Raw genomic sequence first — 16,797 nt, forward strand, 5'->3', positions numbered from 1 at the left:
ATCTCGTCCTTCCGGAACAAAGCGGGCTGGAAGCTTAGGGGTAGCGCCAACTCGTGACGTCCGCGCCCGCCGGTGCGGACATGCGGATTCGTGTCATGATCTTGGGCATGTAGAAGCTGTTGTAGCGGAGGCGAGCAATTCCATTGCCGTTGATGTGATCGCCATTCCAGCAATGCTCGGCGCGCGCACCGTAATCGACTTCGCCTTCGAATGGCGGATTGGCCTTCTTGAGGAAATCTTCGATCAGATACACGGCATCGTTGAGATAGAAGCTGTCCTCCTCACCCACGTAGATATGGATCTTTCCGCGCAATTTCGGGCCGAGGGTCGCCCAATCGCGTTCCATGATATGGCGAAGGTCATAATTGTCTCGCCAATAGCCTGCGATCGATTTGTCGATCACGCCGGTTCGCTTGTCCCAGATGCGGGCGGGATAGCCATCGGGCCCGACCGGGGAGAAAACGGCGTTCCAGATGTCGTATTGGCCGCCCGAACGATCCTTGTCGCCGAGCACGAGTTCCCATCGATTTTCGCCTTCGATCGTTCGAGAGATCTGCCCGAGATAATCGCGATAGGCTGGTCGGACGATCGTTCCGAACGGACCGATCCTGTAATACGCATTCGGCTCCTCGTAGAGATTGAAGTTAAGCATTGCCCGGAAATCGACAGGATCGGGGCAGGCAACGAATGCTCCGTTAAACTCATCCGGATATTTGACCTGAACGGCAAGGGACTCCCAGCCTCCGGTCGAACCGCCGTAGAGAAAACGGGCCCAGCCCCGTCCGATGCCATGATATTTCTGCTCGATCGCGGGAATCAGTTCCCGCATGATCGCGTCGCCATAAGGACCGAGGTTGGCAGAATTTACCGCATAGCTGTCATCGTAGTACTGGTTGCTGTGGTCTATTTCTACAATAAGTGCGCGCGGAGTGTCCTTATCGGTCCAATATTTATAGAAGTTATAGGATTCCTGATCTTCAGTGTGATTGTAGCAATCCGTTCGGAACCGCCAGGACGGCACGCATTTGGCATTAGGATCGGGTGGAGTTGTTCTGAATCCACCGAAATCAGCCGGGAAGTGTCCGTGGAATACGATGAGCGGGAAGTGCGCCTCTGGGTGCTGGTCAAAGTCCTTGGGCACCAGTACATGCGCGCGCAGATAGATATCGGTCCCCCAGAATTTCGACAGCAGTGTGCTGCGGATCCGGATATGCTTGACGAAGGGCGTGTCTGCGGGATCGGGTATCGGCGGATTGGCGTGATCGAGCACGATCCCGATGGTCCCGGGCTTCTTGGGGTCGAAGTCTATCCAGCGCGGAATGCTGTAGAGATTGCCGGGTTCCTTGGCGAAGATCTGGCCGCCGCCATGTGCTGACGGAAGCTTGACGACATGACCATCAGCCCGATGATAAGTCGTATAGACGTTGAGCGAAGCCTGGACAAAGTAGCGGCCAGCAGGAAGATCCGAGAGGGAGTTCTGTGGAAAGCCGATGGCCTGCTTGTCGACGACGATCTTGCCCGACTTCGATAATCCATCAACGGACACTCCATATATCTGATCGCTGTCGTAAAAGGCGTTGACCGTATCGCGGCTGCGGAGGTCGGGCTTCTCTTCCTTGGAAAAGATCAACACCAGCCGACCGTCATAGGCGGGCTGCTCGAGTTGCGGCCCCAGCCGGATCTGAAAGTTTTCGGCATGGGCGATGGCAGGAAGCAACGCCGAAAGGGCGATCTGCATGCCAAGGCGAAGGAGCTTTCGAAAGTTCATGTCTACCCTTTCGTCACGCGTGGCGGCAGATGCGCGCTTGCGGAGCTTTGAAACGATACGGTACAGTGCAATTTATGATGGACCATGATCGATCGGCGGGGGGCGGCACCGCGCGTTTCGCGTTTTCCGGAGCAGGTGACGTTGCCGCGCTGGCCCGTCGTTATCGGGAGCGGGGACACGTCCGCATCGCCGGGTTTCTGCCGAACGATACGGCCAATGCGTTGCGAACGGAGCTGCTCAACAGCGATCGATGGACCCAGGTCTTCAATATGGGAGACAGGCTTTACGAACTCGATGGCGTGGCACGTGCGGCCCTCACTCCGGCGGAGTGGGGCGAACTCGATCGCAGCATCATGGCCAACGCGCGCACCGGCTTTCAATTCCGCTACGAAACCATTCGTGTCCCCGATGGTCGCTTCGCGCGAGAGCGTGATGGCTCGTTGCTCGGTCGTTTTGCGCGCTGGCTCGCCACCCCGGACATGCTTGATCGGTTTTCTACATTTACGGGTCTGGCTGATCTCCGTTTCGCCGATGTCCAGGCGACGAGATATCGGCCAGGCGATCTTCTGACCGGTCATGACGATGCGATCAAGGGCAAGCATCGCAGGGCCGCCTACGTTCTGGGACTTACGCCGCACTGGCGTCTCGAATGGGGAGGGGCGTTGATGTTCAATCGTGGCGCGGATGCGGCTGACGCATGGATGCCAGGCTTCAACTGCATCGACATTTTCGCCGTACCCCAGATGCATAGCGTGTCCTACGTAACGGAAGCGGCCGCCTTCCCGCGGCTTTCGGTTACCGGCTGGCTGCGCGCCGAATATCCGCCGGCCTGATATTCCGGGCTGCATTTCGATCGATATGGTGGGCGAAGCGGCCATGAATGCGGCCGCTTCGCCGATTTGCACATCAGAATTTTATGCTTGCGGAAACAAAGAAGTCGCGGCCCAGAACATCGTATGTACTCGGGTAGGTATTGTCCTCGGCCTGGTTCGAGCCGATGATTGGCGGCTTCTTGTCGAAGAGATTGTTGATGCCGGCCGACCAGGTCATTCCGCCGACCTTAGCGACGAGTGAGAAGTCGAAAAGATTATACGCCTTGATCCGCTCCACCGTGAAGGTCGTTGCGGGATCATCGTCATGAACGACGCCCAGACGCCGCCAGCCCAGAGAGGTCGTGATCGGCCCGTCGCGATAGGCGAGGCGGGCATTGGTCTTGAGCTTCGGCTGCGGTTCGCCGCAGCGGACGCCGAACTTGCCGGCGCATTCGATGATAGAATTCAGCCCTGCGATCGGCGTCGTATTGAACTTGTCCGTATAGTTGGCGCTTCCGGTGAATGACAATTGGCTGCTCGTCGAGAACAGCCCGAAATCTAACGGGATGCTATAATCGAGAGAGATATCGGCGCCCGAAGTGACGAGCTGGCCGAGGTTCGCAGTCGTCTCCGTAACGCTATAGGTCACGTCGCCATTGGTCGATCCATCTATGATACCGGAAGATGGGTTGCGATGGATCAACTGGCAGACCGCATTGCTCGCATTCTGGATGACGTTGTAGCAGAGGTTGAGGATATTCGCAGTCCCACCTGCGGCAGGCGCAACCACGTGATTTACCTTGATGTGATAGTAATCCGCGGTGATATTGAGGCGGCGGACCGGCCGAAGGACGGCGCCAAAGGTGTAGGAATTCGAACGCTCTTCCTGTAGGTCGGGGTTGCCGCCCGCGAGCGCCTTGACTTGGACGTTGGGCTGGAGTGCGGAATTGCCGACATCGGCGGCTGGCACGCCGGTCGCGATGCAGACGGCCTTGATCGTAGCATTGGTGGCCGCCGATGCCAGTGCGCAGGGATCCGCCACGGTCGGCGAGTTCGCATATTGGCCGCCATACAGTTCCGCGACGCTCGGCGCGCGAACCGCTCGCGAATATTGGCCGCGTAGGGTTATCTGCCGAAATGGCGAATATTCGACCCCGCCTCCGAAGGTCCAGGTGCCGCGCACCGCCTCCAGCGAGTAGTGCGAATATCGGCCGGCCCCGGTCAGTTCGAGGCGATAGACGCCGGGCCGATTGGCGACCAGCGGAACACGCAGTTCGGCGAAGGCTTCCTTCACATTATAGCCGCCCTTGGTCGGCTTGCCTACGCCGAGGCCGAGCGCGTCGCCCGACGCGACGGCGCTGTCCGGAATATATTGACTGTGTGTGGAGCGATATTCGGTGCCGAACGCGATGCTGACGTCGTCGGCCCCCCAATTGAAGTTGAAGAGCCTGCCGGTCGCCGATGCGCTGGCCACTTGCAGAACCGAAATGTCCTGATTCTGGGCCTGGATCGAGATCGCCTTGACCCCTTCCGGCGTAATCGTGTTAGGCCCGAAGATATTTATGGATCCGGAAAGAAGCGCGGCCGCGAATGCGCTCTTGGAAACATCTCCGTCCTGAACTTGGGAGTTCTTGGTCCGCGCATAGCTGTAATATGCGTCATAGCTCCAGTGATCGGACAGGTTTCCCTTCACGCCGCCGAGCACGCGATAGGCGTTGCGATCATCGTGGTTCGATCGCGCGCCAACTTCGCTTACCCTGCGTGCAACCGAAAGGCTGACCGTATCTTGCGCCGCAGTGCCCTGACGGGCGGCAATCTGCCTAAGCTGGGCCACGTCGGCCGCGGAGAGATATCGCGCGTTGTTGCCAATATTGATGGAGAAGGTGCCGCTTACGGGCGTAGCGGCAAGAAGAGTGTCGGTTCTGCTGCTCGTAAAGCTGATCTCGGTATAGGCCTTGGCCAGAGGTGAAATCTCATATTGGCCATAGGCACCGCCCAGCCAGCGCTCCTGCGGTACCATCATGTAATTGACGGGCGCATAATTATAGGCATCGGCTGTCGTATAGGGGCGCGATATGCCGGGCGAGGCGAAGATGGCACCTAAACCGGTATAGTTTGTCCCGGCGCCCAGCGCCGCCGAAGTTGAAAATCGCCCCTGGGTAACGCTTGCAGATCCGCCGTTCACGAAGCCGGTCTTCGTTGCGTTATCCTGCTGGGCATAATAAGTAATTGAGCGATCGCCCTGAAAGGCGGGGTTGCGCTTGTAATATTCACCATAGACCGTGAAGTGACTGTCGCTGTCGCTGGCCTTCAGGCCCAGCGCGACATGGGCCTCCTTGCGTGCGCCATAGCCGCGCTCGGTGACCTGAGACTGGCCGCCGACTTCGACGCCATCGATGTCCCGCAGGCGGAAGTTGACGACGCCAGCAATGGCGTCCGAGCCGTAAATCGCGGATGCGCCACCGGTGACGACCTCGGCGCCCTGTATCAGGAATTGCGGGATGGTGTTGAGATCGACCTGCTGATTGACGTCATAGAACATATAACGCCGGTCGTTCACCAGCACGAGCGTGCGCTGAGGCCCTAAGCCCCGCAGATCGAGCGTCGCCACGCCACCGCCGGGATTGTTCGAAAATGCGGTAAGCCCGGAAACTGCCTGAGGTAGCGCATTGAGCACCTGCTCAATATTCACAGCGCCGCGTGCCTGGAAATCCTCGGCCGTAACAATGGCGATAGGGGCGGGCGTGTCGAGATTGGCACGCTTGATGCGCGAACCAGTCACGAGAATGTCGCTGCCGTCGCTCGTCGCTTCTGTCGCGTCGGCGGCGGGTTCGGCTATCGCGGGGGTACAGAATGCCACCCCGGCCGCGAGTGGCAGTAAAATCCGAGCAGATGCAAGATATTGCAGGCGGCTACGCGAACCGATGACTGGCGGTCCGCCCACCAAGAGTCGCGTGGATGTCAGGAGCAGAGTGCGAAAGCTTGTCATGAAGGCCCCCTTATTTTGTGAAGATCGTTATTTGTTTCGCGGGCGCGGCGTTGCCGCATTTTCCCGTCGAGTAATGATGTCCCCGCTGCTGACGTTGGTGGGGCGGTTCGCCCGCCTCCGATTCGTCACATAAATACACTATACCGTGCAGTATATGTAAAGCGCCCGTTTGTGCTGACTCAAACGGATGGCCGCATTTCCGGGGCGGCATTGCGTTGCCGTCTGCGTCCTGTCGCGCCTAAGTGCCGGAAGGCGGGATAAGCGGCTGTGCCTACGGACGGCGGGTAACACAGTTGTGGCTGCGTTGTAGTCCATCAATCTATTTACACTATACGGTATAGGGCATAACGTGTCGAGAATCGCGCGATGCCGGGTCATGCAGGATGCCCGCCGCAGGATTTGTCATGGGGGAAGCTTGGCGTATCGCATGTCGGGCGCGGGGAGTGTGCGGGGGGTGAGCCTGCCATTTGCTTGCGCGATATCCATTCTCGCCGGCCTGCCTTCGGCAAAGGCGCTCACCCAGGACGCCCCGCCTGTCACGGTCCGTGCTTCAGGCCGCCTGCCGTCGCCCGATCAACGCGCGCTGCTTTTTCGAAGCGGCGATCTCAGGATCGAATTTCTGCCGGATCAACGCGCCATCAAAGCTCGTGCCGAATTGCGGATGGCTGCCAGCGTGTCGTTGCGGCGCGTTGAACTCGATCTCGATCCGGATCTCATCGTTGACAGCATTGCGATCGACGGTGCCGCGTTGGCAGAGGATTCCTGGAGCCATCGCGATGGAAAACTGACAGCGAATATCGGAGCGCCGTTGGCAGCGACGAAATCCTTCCTTGTGACGATAGCCTATCATGGGCAGCCTCATGTCGCCGTCCGCGCGCCTTGGGACGATGGAATGGTCTGGTCCAAGGTTGCTGACGGCCGCCCATGGGCGGCTACGACCGCGCAAAGTTCGGGCTGTGACCTTTACTGGCCATGCATCGATTATCCGACGTTCGAGCCGGATTATCTCGACATCCATCTTACGGTGCCCAACGGGCTGAAGGCTCTGTCGAACGGGCGCCTGGAAAGCGTCGATACCGCTGCCGATGGCCGGACAACGTGGAACTGGCACGCCAAAACGCCTACTCTCTATACGGTCGCGTTCAATATCGGCCCGTATGAAGAAATAAACGAGATCTACAAAAGCCGCTACGGCAATAAGTTCCCGATGACCTATTGGTATATCCCCGGAGAGCGGTCATTCGCGGAGCATTTGTTTTCCGAATTCGCGCCGGCTCTGGATTTTTACGAGAAAGTAATCGGTCCATATCCATTCGCCGATCAGAAGATGGCGGTCGTCGAAGTGCCATATCGTGGCATGGAGCATCAGACAATCACGGCTTATGGTGGCGGTTATGCAAAATCTCCGGATGGGTTCGACAAGCTTTTTCACCATGAGTTCGGCCATGAATGGTTCGCCAACCAGCTAACGGCTGCGGATTGGGACGATTTTTGGCTGCATGAGGGGTTCGACGCCTACATGCAGCCGCTTTACGGTCGGTGGCGGGAGGGCAATGCGCGATATGACGCGATGATGCTCGATTATCGTCGCCGCATCCGCAACGTTCATCCTCTGGTCGCTGGGGCGTCGCGGACCTCCGGCGAGGTCGATGATGCCAGGACGGGGCCTGGCACCGATATGTATCTGAAGGGCGCCTGGGTCCTTCACACGCTGCGCCTGCTGATCGGGGATCGCGCGTTCTTCGCCGCCACGCGTGAACTGGTTTATGGACGGTCGGATCCCCGCCCGGGCAATTTCACGCCGGTCTTCCGAACCACGTCTGATTTCGTCACTATCGTCAATCGTGTCACGAGGCGCGATTATCGCTGGTTCTTCGATGTTTACCTGTACCAAGCGGCCCTGCCGCGGCTGGAAACCCGCCGGCAGGGGCGGGATTTGCTACTGCGCTGGAAAACGCCGGGTGATCGGCCTTTTCCGCTGCCGGTCGAGCTTGGTGTTGATGGCCGCATCATTCGCGTCGCCATGATCGGAAATCGGGGGCGTGTCGGCGTTGGGGCGGACAGCCATGTCGTGATTGATCCCGGAGCCCGGATCCTCATGCAGTCCGACGGGGTCGATGCCTATCAGGCGTGGGCCGATCAGCAGAGCGCAAAGCCATGATCGCTTGTTTTGTCGCGCCGCCCGGCGCGGCCGTCTTCTTCTCCCAGGCAGGAGCCTTTCACAATGAAAAATGATCTGCTCGCCGTCCTTGCGGCATTGCTCCTGACGGTGCCGGCGACGGCTCAGGATTATCTGAAATACACACCTGCTGCCGCCGAAGCGGAGATGCGCTCCATGGCGGATATCGACAGCGCTGTTCTCGTCCCGATGCGTGACGGAATCGGCCTGTCCAGCGACATTTACCGCCCCAAGGGAGCGAAGGGGCCGTTGCCGACTATCCTTTGGCGTACGCCCTATAACAGCCAGGTCTATCGCCCGCACAGCGTTATGCTGGCTCTGGAGGCGGTCAAGCGTGGCTACGCTTTCATTATTCAGAGCGAGCGGGGACGCTATTTCTCACAGGGGAAATATCAGATCCTCGGATATCCGCAGACAGATGGCTACGACATGCTGACGTGGATTGCGAAGCAGCCCTGGTCGAATGGCAAGGTGGGTACGCTCGGCTGTTCTTCCCCGGCGGAATGGCAATTGGCGCTTGCGGCGCAAAATCATCCGGCCCACGCGGCGATGATACCCATGGGGGCAGGCGCGGGCATCGGTGACGTGGGGCGCTTCCACGAACAGGGCAATTGGTACACAGGTGGCGTCACCCGCAGCCAGTTCGCAGTTTGGCTCTACGACACAGACAATCCTCTCCGGGCCGAACTGCCGAACGACATCGATCCTAAATATCGTGCTCGTGTGGCGCGTTACAATGATCTGGATGCGCATAAGCCGGCCGTCGACTGGAAGACGCAGATAAAGCATCTTCCTTTCTCGGAGGTGCTTTCCTCGCTTGGAGAGCCACCGGCCACCTTCGAACAATTCATCAACCGTACTCCCGCTGATCCGGCGTGGCATGAGGGCGGTCTTTACCACGATACGATGGGGTGGGGGGTGCCTGCGTTGTGGTTCAACAGTTGGTACGATGTATCGATGGGCCCGAATATGGAGCTCTTCAATCATGCGCGGACGGTGAATTCAGACCGTGAGGCGAGCGCCAATCAATACGCCGTCATAGCGCCGACCAATCATTGTGAATTTTGGAAGGTGGGGCCGAATTTCGTGAATGGCGAGCGTCCGATGGGGGATGCAAGCTTCGATGTGAATGGTGCGATCTTCTCGTGGTTCGATTATTGGCTCAAGGGTGATAAAACCGCCTGGAAGAGCGATACGCCGCATGTCCGCTATTTCGAGATGGGAGCGAACCAATGGAAGAGTTCGCAGTCCTGGCCGCCGGCGGGAGCCAAGTCGATCAAGCTCTATCTGCATAGTGATGGTCACGCCAACAGCCTGAACGGCGATGGAAGGCTCGATCTCGATCCGCCCGCGATGGAGGCTCCGGATCGCTATCGTTATGATCCGATGAATCCTGTGCAGACGGCGGGCGGCGGTGATTGCTGCAATGGTGGTACGTTCAAGCCCGGCGCTTTCGATCAACGTGCCGTGGAAGCCAGGAACGATGTTCTGGTTTACACCAGTGCCCCGCTTGCGTCGCCGCTGGATATAAGCGGTGACGTGGAGGCCATGCTCGCCGTACAATCCTCCGTGAAGGATACCGACTTCGCCGTAAAATTGGTCGACGTAGCCCCTGATGGAACGGCCTGGATCCTCGCCGACACCATCATTCGCGCGCGCTACCGTAACGGGTTCGATCGGCCCGAGATGATGCGGCCCGGCGCAACCTATATGATCCATCCGACGCCGATGACGATCGCGAACCGGTTCGAAACCGGACATCGGATCCGGATCGAGGTGACATCGTCGAACTTTCCCAAGTTTGTTCGTAACCTGAACACCGGCGGCCCGAACGAGAGCGAGCGGATCGGCATCGCGGCGGACAATGATATCCTGCATTCCGGCACCGCCCTTTCCTATATCACGCTGCCCGTGATGGGATCGTCCGGTGCTTTGTCGAAGCAGGGTGGGCGCGCGGCCTCTAACTGACGGGTCCCGTCGAAATCAATCAACCGGATCGTGCAATCCCCAAATCCAGGTGGCGCGTCGCAGCCGCCGACAGGAGCGAAGATGAAAACCGCTTACAGAGCACTCCTTGTTTCCATGCTTCTGACCGCGTCACCGGTCGCCCTTCACGCACAGGTAGAGTCCGCGCGCGCGCTTGATCCGACTTTTCCTGCGATATTGCCGGAGCGCGAGCGGGCGACGCTCAGGGATGCTTGGCTCAAGGAGCGGCTCGAGACCTTGATTCCGAAGCTGATGCGCGAACAAAAAATCGACATGTGGATCGTGGCCTCCCGAGAGTTCGCCGAAGATCCTGTAATGACGACAATGTTGGACGGGGAGGCGTTCAACGCAAGGCGACGGACCGTCTTGGTCTTTTGGGATCCGGGTGACGGCCGGCCGGTCGAGCGGCTCGTCGTCAACAAGCATGGCATGACCTATTTTGCTCAATCGTGGGATATGGCCAAACAGCCGGACCAGTGGGAGCGGGTGGCGGAAATCATAGAGCAGAAAAATCCCAAGAAGATCGCGCTTAATGTTACGCCCGAAAGCGCATTTGCCGATGGATTGAGCCACAGCGAATTCCAGAAACTCGATAATGCCCTTCCGCTATCTTTGCGCAGCCGGGTCATCTCTTCCTATCCGCTCGCCATTGCGTGGCTCGAAACGCGTATACCTGCCGAAATGGCGAGTTATCCCGAAATCCTTCGCGTCGCTCACGCGATGCTGGCCGAAGGCTTTTCGAGCAAGGTCGTCAAGCCCGGTATCACCACGCCACGCGATCTGGAATAGTGGTTTCGTCAGCGCACCACTGATCTCGGATTGGTCAACTGGTCTCAGCCGTCGGTACGCATCTTCCGCCGCGGCGCGCCCGGATCGGGGCTGCGCGACAAGGACGCCGTCATTCAGAAGGGCGACATGCTGCATATCGATCTGACCACCACCTATCTGGGGTTGCGCACCGATATGCAGCATCTGGCCTATGTGCTCCGTGACGGCGAGGTCGATGCGCCTGCAGGGCTCAAGGCGGGGCTCCAGGACGCTAATGGCGTGCAGGATGCGATCACATCGGAATTCAGGGTCGGCACGACGGGCAATGTCATTCTCGCGTGCGCTCGCGCAGTTGCTTTGGCAAAAGGACTGCAGCCATGGATCTATAGCCACCCGATCGGCTTCTATGGCCATGGCCCCGGCAGCGCGATCGGTCTCTCCGAGGAGCAGAAATATGTTCCGCAGGGTGATTATACGCTGCGCGCGAATATCCTGTGGTCAATCGAATCCCGGGCGTCCAGGGCGGTTCCGGAATGGGACGACGCCGTCGTGAATTTCGAGACAGAGGAAGACGCATATTTCGACGGCAACAGGGTCACATATCCGGATGGAAGGCAGATGCAGTTCCATCTCATCAAATGACACGGTGGGCTTGAGAGGGCTTCACATGTGGGAACTGACCGCCGTCGCCGCACGTCGCGATGGTGGTCAGCGGGACGGATCGAATTGACCAGCGATGTCGCTCTTGCCCGGTGTGGGAGCGACGGCGTCGAATGGCGTTACACAGTGTCCGGCTAGGCTTTCCTGCGCGCGACGTATGGGCGCAACTGGATCGCATCGCGGAAGCGCCCGATGGTCGCTTCCGCGATGCGAGATCGGATGCGGTTGAGCTGAACGCACAGGTGTTCTCTTCGCTGGCTCCGGTGAGACGGATCATCGAAGTGCGGCTGATGCTCGACAATTGCGTGCCCCCGCACCTTCTTCGCGGCTACGGCCATCGTCGCAACCGCCATCTTCCGGCTCGATCAACCAGTCCCGACCCTCGATATTTTCCGACTGAAGATAGCGGCGCCTCCCAGCAGGATAACGGCCGTGCCGAGATTCCATCCGAGAATCATTGCGGTGGCATCGAGGGGATGGAACATTGAGAGTGCCGTTCCGGTGATCGCGGAGACGGCAAGGCTTCCCATAAGGATCACGGATGTGGGGCGCAACAATACGGCATAGCGCAGCATCGCCAGCATCAGCAGGGACAGGGGCAGGCTGGTCAGCACGAGCGTGGCGAGGCAGCCGGACGCGGCCTCCACGGTGACGGCGCCGGGCGGAATGGGCACCCAACCGGCGAAGCATTGATAGCCGATGGTGGACAGCCATGCGACGAGCGGCGGGGCCGGCAGCAGAAGCCACCATCGCGACCTGTCCGGCAGGCTGACGAAGAATGTGGCTACGGTGGCGAGGATGCCCGTCAGCAGCGACGACATCATGTTCAGGGCGAACACTGCATCCCGCATACGTTCGGCCAACTGTGGGCGCAGGCCGTGGCTGATCGTCATCAATCCCATGACCACCGCAGCGAGCAGCAGCCACCCGATGGCGCGGATCAGTGGCGGGCGCAGTCGCCGGACGGGCGGGGCATTGGCAGCGAGCGCGCGGATCAGATCCGATGTCTCCATCACGAATCTCCCCGATCGGAGAGGAGGGTACGAAGGGTCCGGAGTGCCCGATGGGTCGCCATTTTCAGCGAGGCGACGGACAGACCACTCGCATCGGAGGCTTCCTTGAGTGACATTTCCTTCAGCTTCAGAAGATCGACGGCGGTCCGCTGGGTCGGCGGCAGGTTACCAAGAGCCTTGGTCAGGCGATGTTTGTCAAACAGATCGTCCGTGTCGTCTGACGCCGCCATCGTCGCTTCATGCTCGGCGGTGAGCGGAGCCTCGCGCACCATCTGCCGGCCGTAGCGTCTCAGCCTGTCGATCGCACGGCGATGGGCGATGCCTACCAGCCAGGGGCCGAATGGGCGCGATGGATCATAGGTGTGCCGGATCGAATGAAGCGTCAGCAATATGTCCTGCACGGTATCCTCGATGTCCGAGGGATCCTTGTGCCACCGTCTGACGAGCGATCGAAGATAAGGGGTGATTTGTTGGAGAAGGCGCAGATAGGCGGCGCCATCGCCCTCCTGCGTGCGCGCCATGAGGATGGTCCAGTCGAGATCGCGTGAGGCCGCACCGTCCGTATCACGGGATACCGCGTCCGCCGCGGCTCCATCCGAACTGACCAGCGTCAGACGGTTTTTCCCGTCATTCCGCATCGTGCCGTTTCCGGGCGAAAGGAGGCGACAGCGGAGGGGCGCGCCGGGCAGGGGTGGTGCGGCACGGCATCACCTTCCTCCCTGCCAGGTGGATCGCGCTGCCCTCCGGCCGATCCAGTGGTCGATCGAAATCGGACCGGGACCCAAGGCAAGTATGCCCAAGGCCAAGGCGGCCCAGTAGAGGTGGAAATTAGCCCAGCCGTCAGGAAACACCAGCTGGATCACGCCGGTCATCGCGAGCAGGCCAAGAGCGGCAACACGCGTGCCGAAGCCGATGATTAGCAGGATCGGTAGCAGGATCTCCGCAGTTGCCGCCACCAGCGCGAGTTGGTCGGGCGCCGGGAGCGGATATTCTCGGCCGAACAGGTGGAGCCTGAACTGCTCCTCGAACAGGAATTGTGTCGCTACCGACAGCGCGGGGAAATCGTCCCAGCGCGTGAGGCCGGAGCGGAGGAAGGGCAGCGCGAGCGCGATGCGCAATAATGGTGGCGCGATGATCCGCGCGGCCGCTTCCGTGGCGCGAAGAGCGATGCGCGGCGCCGTGACGAGACGGCATGACGGCCTTGAGGAGATGCTCATTCCGTCCTCGCCGCATGGATGGCCCTGACGATCAGGCGGGCTTCGATCATCCCTTGAAGCATGCTCGAGATGTCGAAATGCGGATTCGCCCGTAGTCCTTCCCCCGCCGCGTCGAGGATCGGAAAATCCGATTGCAGCGCCTGGATGAAGTCGACGGCGCCAGGTGGCAGCCGGCGAAGTTCGACCTCCGCCTCGGGGCGGGCGACCAGCACGTCGTCGCCGCCATCGTCGAGATCGATGGCCCCGGCGAAGGAGCGATCCACATTTGCATGCCAGATCGCCATGATCGGAAAGCCGGAGCGGACGATGCGGAGCGACGGATGCAAAAGGAGTCGCAAAGTTGGAACATCGGCCGGCGGCACATTGCCCAGCGCGTACGGTGCCAGCGGCGATGCCTCGGCCGCATGATAGGCTTCCACCCATGCGCGTTCCAGCCGCGCCACATCCGTCAGATATGGCAGCATTGCGGCGGGTTCGAAACTGGCGATGAAGCCGGGAAAGCCAGCGCCATAATCCAGCATCAGAGGGGAGACGGGTGGTTCCGCCATCGCATGGAGGCGCGCCATTTCCGTAAAGAATTCCGAGCCTACGAGGCGATGAACCACGGGATAGGCAGCCTTCAGCGCCTCGATCAGCCCCACGATCACATTATTGCGATAGACCGCAAATCGTTTCGCGCTGGGCCGCCCGTGCGGATCGACGAGGCCGGCCGGAACAGGCGCTTGTGGATCGAGAAGCGCGCGAGCGAAACGAGCCTGCTGCTCGGCCGGACCGCAGGCGAAGCCGCCTCGTGGGGGGGGGGCGGGCGACGGGATGGGGATGCCGATTGTATCGATCACAGTCGATCTCCCCGGCGTGGCCGTTGGACGACGTTCGTCCAGAAAGCGTGCAGGCTTTCGAGGCCGCCGGCCGTCGAACTCCACAGTGTCGCATCGCCAACCAGCAGAGTGCCGGGGAAGGCGTCCGTACTCGATTGCAGAAGGGCGTCGAAGGTCGTGCGGCCACCGGCAGTGAACGGGTGGGGTGGCGCCGCAGGATCGATCTTCTGGCGCGCGAGCACCTCCAACCCCGCTAGCGCATCACCCCGCCGCTCGAAATGGGGGAGGTGGGGATGAAGATTGAAACTGGACACGCCGGCCAGCAGGCTGAGCCGGTCGATCGCATGCTGCGCCTCGATCGGCGCCGGTCTTCCGTCTGCCAGCGCGGCCGGATGGAGCCCAAACCGGTTTTCGACCGGAAGGCCCAGTCCAGCCAAGAGCGAGCGGCCCAATCCCCCAAATCCCTGCTGCGGTGGAATGGTGCGATCCCCATGATGCGCGAACTCCGCGATCCGGCGCGCGAGCACCTGATCGTGCGGGATATCGCCGGTCTCCCCGATATCGTGGTGGGGTCCGACGAAGAGCAGATGATCCGACGTCGAGAGAAAACCGCGTACGAAATCCATCTCGGCGGCGCTCGCACGCTGATCCGTAAGAAGAGAATCGAAACCGATGATAATCAGTGTGTCCACATCACCGAAGAGGTCGGCACCGATCGGATTGAGTCGGCCGTCGTCGGTGACGCGCTCCACCTCGATGACCGGATGTCCGGTCATCGCGGCCGCCATCGTCACGAATGCGGTGAAATTCTGCTTCATGATATGATCGAGGAAGCCTGCTATTCCCTGATCGAAGCGTTCAGGATCACTCAATTCCTCGAAGCGAGGAAAAAGCATGCGTCGGCTTTCGAAAAGCGCGGGGAAGCGATTTTCGATTACAGGGAGGGGCGCGTCCGTTTCCGCCACGCGGCTCCAGGCATAATAAACCGCGACCTTGCGCTTGGGCATCGGATGCTGCTCCGGAAGGGAAATGCGTGGTTCTGGCCGGATCGCCGCCATTGCCGGGCTCGCGAGCCCGGCAATGGCGGGTGTGAGCAACGACATCAGCATATCTCGCCGTCCGATCTCGAAACCGTATCGCTGTACGGTGTCGATGCTGACCGACCGGGGACATGTTCCTGCGGCCGAATACCTGGCGTCATCGCCGACAGCGAGCATGATCCGGTCCGCTTTCGCGGCCTCGGCCTCCAGCGCGGGCCAGTCAGGAATATCGGCATCCCATTCGATCAAGGTAGGGAGCGGGCCGGTGCGCTGGATCACTTGCTCGAAGAGGCGCCAGACCATTTCGGCTATCGGTCGATCATGCGCGTCGATCAGCAGCGGGCGCCCTTCCTCGTCGGTGTCCGGCGCGAAGCCGGCGAGATGGATCTCCTGCACGTGCGATAGGGGGTAGGCGTCAAGATAGCCGATCGGATTCCACAGTTGATTGGTACAGGCGACATGAACATTGTTAATGTCCAGCAGCAGGCCGCAGCCCGTCCGGCGGACGATTTCGGTGATGAACCCCGTCTCCGACCATGTGCTTTCGGCGAAGGCCAGATAGGTTGAGGGGTTCTCCAGCAGCATCTGTCGCCCCAGAAACTCCTGCACCTGATCGATATGCTCGATGGTCCGCGCAAGCGTCTCATTTGTATAGGGCAGGGGAAGCAGATCGTTGAGGAACCCGGCATCGTGGCTCGACCATGCAAGATGCTCGGAGAACAGCGCCGGCGCATAGCGATCGATCAGCCGGTCCAGGCGCGCCAGATGCTCGGGATCCAACGGACGATCAGCCCCGATCGAAAGCCCCACACCGTGAAGCGAAAGCGGGTAAAGCTCACGGATCGCGGAAAGATAGCGATGCGGCGGCCCGCCCGCGCCCATATAATTCTCCGCATGAACTTCGAAGAAGCCGATGTCGGGAACCGTTTCCAGAACCATCCGATAATGTTCGGCCTTCAGGCCCACGCCCGCGCGCTTACGTATCGGCTGCCGCAGCGGATGGGGAACGGCTTGCTGCATGACGTCCACTCGGATCGAAGGGAAAAGGAACGGCCGGGCACTTGTGCCCGGCCGGCCGGTTGATCAGGCCTTGGGCTTGAGGCTGCCCAGGCCGTTTGGCGTGGAGATCGTCGTGCAAGTGCCGGTTGGCACGAGCTTGAAGGCATTACCCTGATAATTGGCAGTGCTGGTGCCCGCGCAGGTCGTGCCGGCGCCGGCATAGCAATCATTCTGGCCCTTGAGCGCGACGCCGAAGCAGGGCTCGACCTTGCCGGACTTCACCTTGACGGTGTTGGCGGCCTGGATCTTCTTCTGATGCGCGGTGAATTGTTGCGCGCTCGCAGGCGCCACGGCCATCGTGCCGATGGCGGCGGCAAGGGCGCTGGCGACCAGCGCAGAGGTCAGACGGTCAGACATATCGTTTCTCCTGAAGGTTGGGCCGGGGGACATCTGCCGCCGCCGGCGGGGGGCCGCCTGTGTGGCGCGCCTGCAAATGTGGTTCGGACGGGCACTCCCCGAGGTAACCATGCTCCTCGAAATATTTTCGA

14 protein-coding genes are annotated in these 16,797 nt (G+C 60.4%); 5 read left to right on the top strand and 9 right to left on the bottom strand.

The genetic code is table 11. From position 1 onward, the window contains the following. Positions 1 to 34 precede the first annotated feature (34 nt). On the bottom strand, positions 35 to 1,768 hold the full coding sequence (locus DI605_RS19370) for a hypothetical protein (protein WP_293977083.1): 1,734 nt from the start codon (positions 1,766 to 1,768) through the stop codon (positions 35 to 37). Between the two features lie 74 nt (positions 1,769 to 1,842). Between DI605_RS19370 and DI605_RS19375 the strand changes: the two genes are divergently transcribed. Further along, a complete protein-coding gene (locus DI605_RS19375) occupies positions 1,843 to 2,601 on the top strand; it encodes a 2OG-Fe(II) oxygenase family protein (RefSeq protein WP_293977085.1) in 759 nt (252 codons plus the stop codon). Positions 2,602 to 2,674: 73 nt separating this feature from the next. Here DI605_RS19375 and DI605_RS19380 read toward each other — a convergent pair whose 3' ends face one another. Beyond that, the gene (locus DI605_RS19380; protein WP_293977087.1) at positions 2,675 to 5,440 is read right to left on the bottom strand and encodes a TonB-dependent receptor; all 2,766 of its coding nucleotides are present in this window, start codon (positions 5,438 to 5,440) and stop codon (positions 2,675 to 2,677) included. A gap of 583 nt (positions 5,441 to 6,023) precedes the next feature. On the opposite strand from DI605_RS19380, the gene DI605_RS19385 reads away from it, so the two are divergent. The 4 genes from DI605_RS19385 to DI605_RS19400 all read left to right on the top strand — a co-directional run bounded on the left by DI605_RS19385 (position 6,024) and on the right by DI605_RS19400 (position 11,144). Continuing rightward, a complete protein-coding gene (locus tag DI605_RS19385; RefSeq protein ID WP_293977089.1) occupies positions 6,024 to 7,730 on the top strand; it encodes a M1 family metallopeptidase in 1,707 nt (568 codons plus the stop codon). Between the two features lie 63 nt (positions 7,731 to 7,793). Beyond that, entirely contained in the window at positions 7,794 to 9,716 is a 1,923-nt protein-coding gene (locus tag DI605_RS19390; RefSeq protein ID WP_293977091.1) for a CocE/NonD family hydrolase, read from the top strand. Between the two features lie 81 nt (positions 9,717 to 9,797). Beyond that, on the top strand, positions 9,798 to 10,523 hold the full coding sequence (locus tag DI605_RS19395) for a hypothetical protein (protein ID WP_293977093.1): 726 nt from the start codon (positions 9,798 to 9,800) through the stop codon (positions 10,521 to 10,523). A 30-nt stretch (positions 10,524 to 10,553) separates the two neighbouring features. Continuing rightward, the gene (locus DI605_RS19400) at positions 10,554 to 11,144 is read left to right on the top strand and encodes a M24 family metallopeptidase (RefSeq protein ID WP_293977095.1); all 591 of its coding nucleotides are present in this window, start codon (positions 10,554 to 10,556) and stop codon (positions 11,142 to 11,144) included. A 152-nt stretch (positions 11,145 to 11,296) separates the two neighbouring features. On the opposite strand, the gene DI605_RS19405 is transcribed toward DI605_RS19400, so the two are convergent. The 7 genes from DI605_RS19405 to DI605_RS19435 all read right to left on the bottom strand — a co-directional run bounded on the left by DI605_RS19405 (position 11,297) and on the right by DI605_RS19435 (position 16,666). Beyond that, positions 11,297 to 11,515 carry a hypothetical protein gene (locus DI605_RS19405; protein WP_293977097.1) on the bottom strand — a complete coding sequence of 73 codons (219 nt, stop codon included), beginning with the start codon at positions 11,513 to 11,515 and terminating at the stop codon, positions 11,297 to 11,299. Positions 11,516 to 11,527: 12 nt separating this feature from the next. Continuing rightward, complete coding sequence (locus tag DI605_RS19410; RefSeq protein ID WP_293977099.1) at positions 11,528 to 12,175, bottom strand: DUF1109 domain-containing protein; 648 nt, start codon at positions 12,173 to 12,175, stop codon at positions 11,528 to 11,530. Further along, positions 12,175 to 12,813 carry a sigma-70 family RNA polymerase sigma factor gene (locus tag DI605_RS19415; RefSeq protein ID WP_293977101.1) on the bottom strand — a complete coding sequence of 213 codons (639 nt, stop codon included), beginning with the start codon at positions 12,811 to 12,813 and terminating at the stop codon, positions 12,175 to 12,177. The genes DI605_RS19410 and DI605_RS19415 overlap by 1 nt, the downstream gene beginning before the upstream one ends. Positions 12,814 to 12,882: 69 nt before the next feature. Further along, positions 12,883 to 13,392, bottom strand: coding sequence for a DoxX family protein (locus DI605_RS19420; protein WP_293977103.1), 510 nt, complete (start codon positions 13,390 to 13,392; stop codon positions 12,883 to 12,885). Next, positions 13,389 to 14,231: a DUF2063 domain-containing protein gene (locus DI605_RS19425; protein WP_293977105.1), complete on the bottom strand. Its 843-nt coding sequence runs from the start codon at positions 14,229 to 14,231 to the stop codon at positions 13,389 to 13,391. The genes DI605_RS19420 and DI605_RS19425 overlap by 4 nt, the downstream gene beginning before the upstream one ends. After that, positions 14,228 to 16,270, bottom strand: a complete 2,043-nt coding sequence (locus DI605_RS19430; protein WP_293977107.1) for a DUF692 domain-containing protein — start codon at positions 16,268 to 16,270, stop codon at positions 14,228 to 14,230. Before DI605_RS19430 ends, DI605_RS19425 begins: the two co-directional genes overlap by 4 nt. A 63-nt stretch (positions 16,271 to 16,333) precedes the next feature. Continuing rightward, on the bottom strand, positions 16,334 to 16,666 hold the full coding sequence (locus DI605_RS19435) for a DUF2282 domain-containing protein (protein WP_293977109.1): 333 nt from the start codon (positions 16,664 to 16,666) through the stop codon (positions 16,334 to 16,336). Positions 16,667 to 16,797 lie beyond the last annotated feature (131 nt).

Source organism: Sphingomonas sp. (assembly GCF_003248515.1).
Classification (GTDB): Bacteria; Pseudomonadota; Alphaproteobacteria; order Sphingomonadales; family Sphingomonadaceae; genus Sphingomonas_I.